Raw genomic sequence first — 3,847 nt, forward strand, 5'->3', positions numbered from 1 at the left:
GGAATCGTATTGATGTAGGGGGTGTTTGCGGAGAACGGCAGATGTTCGCCATGTACGCGGGCAAACTCGATCTGCTTTTCGATCAGGTAGTGGGCACGGTCGGGGCCCACAGCAGAAATCACGCCATCCAGCGCTTCCAGCCATTCGCCGGTTTCCTGGGGATCGTCGTCATTCTCGGCGGCGACATATTTCATGACTTCGTCGGGTACAGCGGACATGCTCGTCTCCTGGGTATGGGGCACGCACTTCGAACGGGCGACGCGGATGCAAACGGCCGCGGCAGGTTCCGGCCGATTGTAATAAGGGTCCCGACGTCCGTGCAACCAAATTTTCAAATTACGAGATCAATTCTCATAATGCGGAAAATTGTTGCGGCGCAACCTGGTTTGACTGCCAACCGATGAATCCGTCGGCTAGTTTGCGCCGGTTAACTGGACTTTCCGTGCTTTTTTGCGCCATTTGTCACCCATGCGCTGCGCTACAATGCCACGCATGTTGACCGAACGGCTTTTCTCTCGCTCGGCGCGCACCGCCGGTTCGCCAGTGGATTCGTCGCCGTCTACCCGCTGGCACCATGGACCCTGGTGGTCCAATTCCTATTTGCTCACGCCGCTCCTGTCGATCCTGGTATTCCTGGTCGTCATGAGCCTGATTCTGTGGAGTCTGAACCGGCGCGAGCAGCAACAGCAGGAAGACACGCTATACCGCAATGTCGCGTGGGCGCAGCAGCAGATCCGGCTGTCGATGACCGGCGCGCAGGAGCAGATCCAGGCGCTCGCGCGCGATCTCGTCGCCGGCCACGCCGACGAGCATTCGTTCCTCGTGTCCAGCACGGACATCATGCAGGGACACCCCGAAATCCTCTACATGAACTGGTACACGAGCCAGCAGCAGCCGCGTTGGCCAAACGCGGCGCCGCCGGTGCTCGGCCAGCGTCTCGCGCGGCTGAGTGATGCGCAGATGGACGAAGCGGTCAAGGCCGGCTTCGCCGACGCGCGCAGCACGCGCCGCCAGATCTACTCGCCGCTGATTTACGACGACCTCGGCAACGGCTTCATTACCTTGCAGACGCCGATCTTCCGCGATCGCGAATTCCTCGGCACGATCGCCGCGGTGTTTTCGGTCGAAGGGATCCTGAAGCGCGATATCCCGCCCGAGCTGTCGGCCAAGTACAAGATCTCGATCATCGACGTGAACAACCGCGAGTTGACCACCACGTCGACCCGCCCGCGCCTGCCGCGCGACATGTTCTACGACCTGCCGCTCGATCCGCCGGGCCAGGGCATCTCGGTGCGCGTCTATGCGTTCCCGCAAATCACCAACTTCACGAACAACACGCTCGTGTGGCTGGTGGCGGGCCTGTCCTGCTTCGTGCTGTGGAGCCTGTGGAGTTTGTGGAAGCACACGCGCCAGAGATTCGAGGCACAGCAGGCGCTGTACGCGGAGGCGTTCTTCCGCCGCGCGATGGAAAACTCGGTGCTGATCGGTATGCGCGTGCTCGACATGCACGGCCGCATCACGCACGTCAATCCGGCCTTTTGCCGCATGACCGGCTGGGACGAAAGCGACCTCGTCGGCAAGAGCGCGCCGTTCGCCTACTGGCCGCGCGACGCGTACCCGGAGATGCAGCGCCAGCTCGACATGACGCTGCGCGGCAAGGCGCCGTCGTCCGGCTTCGAACTGCGCGTGCGCCGTAAGGACGGTTCGCTGTTCCATGCGCGGCTCTATGTATCGCCGCTGATCGACAGCTCGGGCCGCCAGACTGGCTGGATGTCGTCGATGACCGACATCACCGAGCCGAAACGCGCGCGCGAGGAACTCGCGGCCGCGCACGAACGCTTCACGACCGTACTCGAAAGCCTCGATGCGGCGGTCTCCGTGCTCGCCGCCGACGAAGCCGAGCTGCTGTTCGCGAACCGCTATTACCGGCATCTGTTCGGCATCCGCCCGGACGGCCACCTGGAACTCGCGGGCGGCGGCTTCGACAGCTCGCAGGCGTCGTCCGATTCGATCGATATGGTGGACACCTACGCCGGTCTGCCCGCCGCCGCGCTGACCGAAAGCACCGCCGATGCGCAGGAAATCTATATTCCGGGCATCCAGAAGTGGTTCGAGGTGCGCCGCCAGTACATCCAGTGGGTCGACGGCCATCTCGCGCAGATGCAGATCGCGACCGACATCACGACCCGCAAGCAGGCGCAGGAACTGTCGCGCCAGCAGGACGAAAAACTGCAGTTCACGAGCCGCCTGATGACGATGGGCGAAATGGCGTCGTCGCTCGCGCACGAACTCAACCAGCCGCTCGCCGCGATCAATAACTATTGCTCGGGCACCGTCGCGCTGGTCAAATCCGGTCGGACGACACCTGACAATCTGCTGCCGGTGCTCGAAAAAACCGCCCAGCAGGCAGTGCGCGCCGGCATGATCATCAAGCGCATCCGCGAGTTCGTGAAGCGCAGCGAGCCGAAGCGGCAGGCCACGCGCGTCGCCGATATCGTCGCGGACGCGGTGGGGCTCGCCGAAATCGAGGCGAGGAAGCGGCACATCCGCATCGTCACCGACCTGCGCGCGCGTCTGCCGGTGATCTACGTCGATCCGGTGCTGATCGAGCAGGTGCTGGTCAACCTGCTGAAGAACGGCGTCGAGGCGATGGCCGAAGCACGGCCGAACGCGGTCGATCCGGTGATTCGCGTGGTCGTCCGGCTCGATAGCGGGTTTGTCTGCATCAGCGTCGTCGATCAGGGACCGGGCGTCGACGAGGCAACCGCCGAGCGTCTGTTCGAACCGTTTTACAGCACCAAGTCCGACGGCATGGGCATGGGGCTGAACATTTGCCGTTCGATTATCGAATCGCACCGTGGCCGTCTGTGGGTGGTCAACAACGTCGAGTCCGACGGCCACATCACAGGCGCCACGTTCCATTGCAGTCTGCCTATTGGACAGCCTGACGGCCCGAGCAACGGCGGGTCCGAGGCGCCGACACCACAAACCGTTACGGGAGAGCTATGAACAGCCCAGTCACCACACAGGTAACCGTCTTTGTCGTCGACGACGACGAGGCCGTGCGAGATTCGCTGCGCTGGCTGCTGGAGGCGAACGGCTACCGCGTGCAATGCTTCTCGAGTTCCGAGCAGTTCCTCGACGCATGGCAGCCGCATCAGCATCCTGGCCAGATAGCGTGCCTGATCCTCGATGTGCGGATGTCCGGCATGAGCGGGCTCGAGCTGCAGGAACGCCTGATCGCCGACAACGCGTCGCTGCCGATCATCTTCGTGACAGGCCACGGCGACGTGCCGATGGCGGTGTCGACGATGAAAAAAGGCGCGATGGACTTCATCGAGAAGCCGTTCGACGAAGCCGAGCTGCGCAAGCTGGTCGAGCGCATGCTCGATAAGGCGCGCAGCGAAAGCAGCAGCGTGCAGCAGCAGCGCGCCGCCGCCGAGCGCCTCGGCAAGCTGACCGCGCGCGAGCACCAGGTGCTCGAGCGGATCATCGCCGGCCGGCTGAACAAGCAGATCGCCGACGACCTCGGCATCAGCATCAAGACGGTCGAAGCGCATCGCGCGAACATCATGGAAAAACTCAACGTCAACACCGTCGCCGATCTGCTGCGACTCGCGCTGTCGAACAAGCCGCAAGCGGCGCAGTAACGCAGTTTTCGGCGGCGCTTCGCGCGAGGGGCCGCCGCCGGGGTTGCATGCCGCTCGCGATGGCCGCGCGGATGAAAGTCCGGTCGGTGGCGATTCGCGCTGAGCTGTCGTGATGTGTGGTTAGTTATCGCCGCTGATTCCGCGTTCATGGCAGCCCGCTTGTTAACGGGGTCTTTTAGCGGTCGAACTGCGTCGTC

The 3,847-nt window shown here is 63.2% G+C and carries 3 protein-coding genes; 2 read left to right on the forward strand and 1 reads right to left on the reverse strand.

Annotated features, from left to right (window positions below; translation table 11 throughout):
* Positions 1–218, reverse strand: a 218-nt coding sequence (locus VGH68_RS24605) for a hypothetical protein (protein WP_331606318.1), incomplete at its 3' end; no start/stop codon positions are given.
* A gap of 274 nt (positions 219–492) precedes the next feature.
* On the opposite strand from VGH68_RS24605, the gene fixL reads away from it, so the two are divergent.
* Complete coding sequence (fixL, locus tag VGH68_RS24610) at positions 493–3,009, forward strand: oxygen sensor histidine kinase FixL (protein WP_331606319.1); 2,517 nt, start codon at positions 493–495, stop codon at positions 3,007–3,009.
* Positions 3,006–3,650: an oxygen response regulator transcription factor FixJ gene (gene fixJ, locus VGH68_RS24615; RefSeq protein ID WP_331606320.1), complete on the forward strand. Its 645-nt coding sequence runs from the start codon at positions 3,006–3,008 to the stop codon at positions 3,648–3,650. The genes fixL and fixJ overlap by 4 nt, the downstream gene beginning before the upstream one ends.
* Positions 3,651–3,847 lie beyond the last annotated feature (197 nt).

It is taken from the genome of Paraburkholderia sp., from assembly GCF_036488505.1.
Classification (GTDB): Bacteria; Pseudomonadota; Gammaproteobacteria; order Burkholderiales; family Burkholderiaceae; genus Paraburkholderia.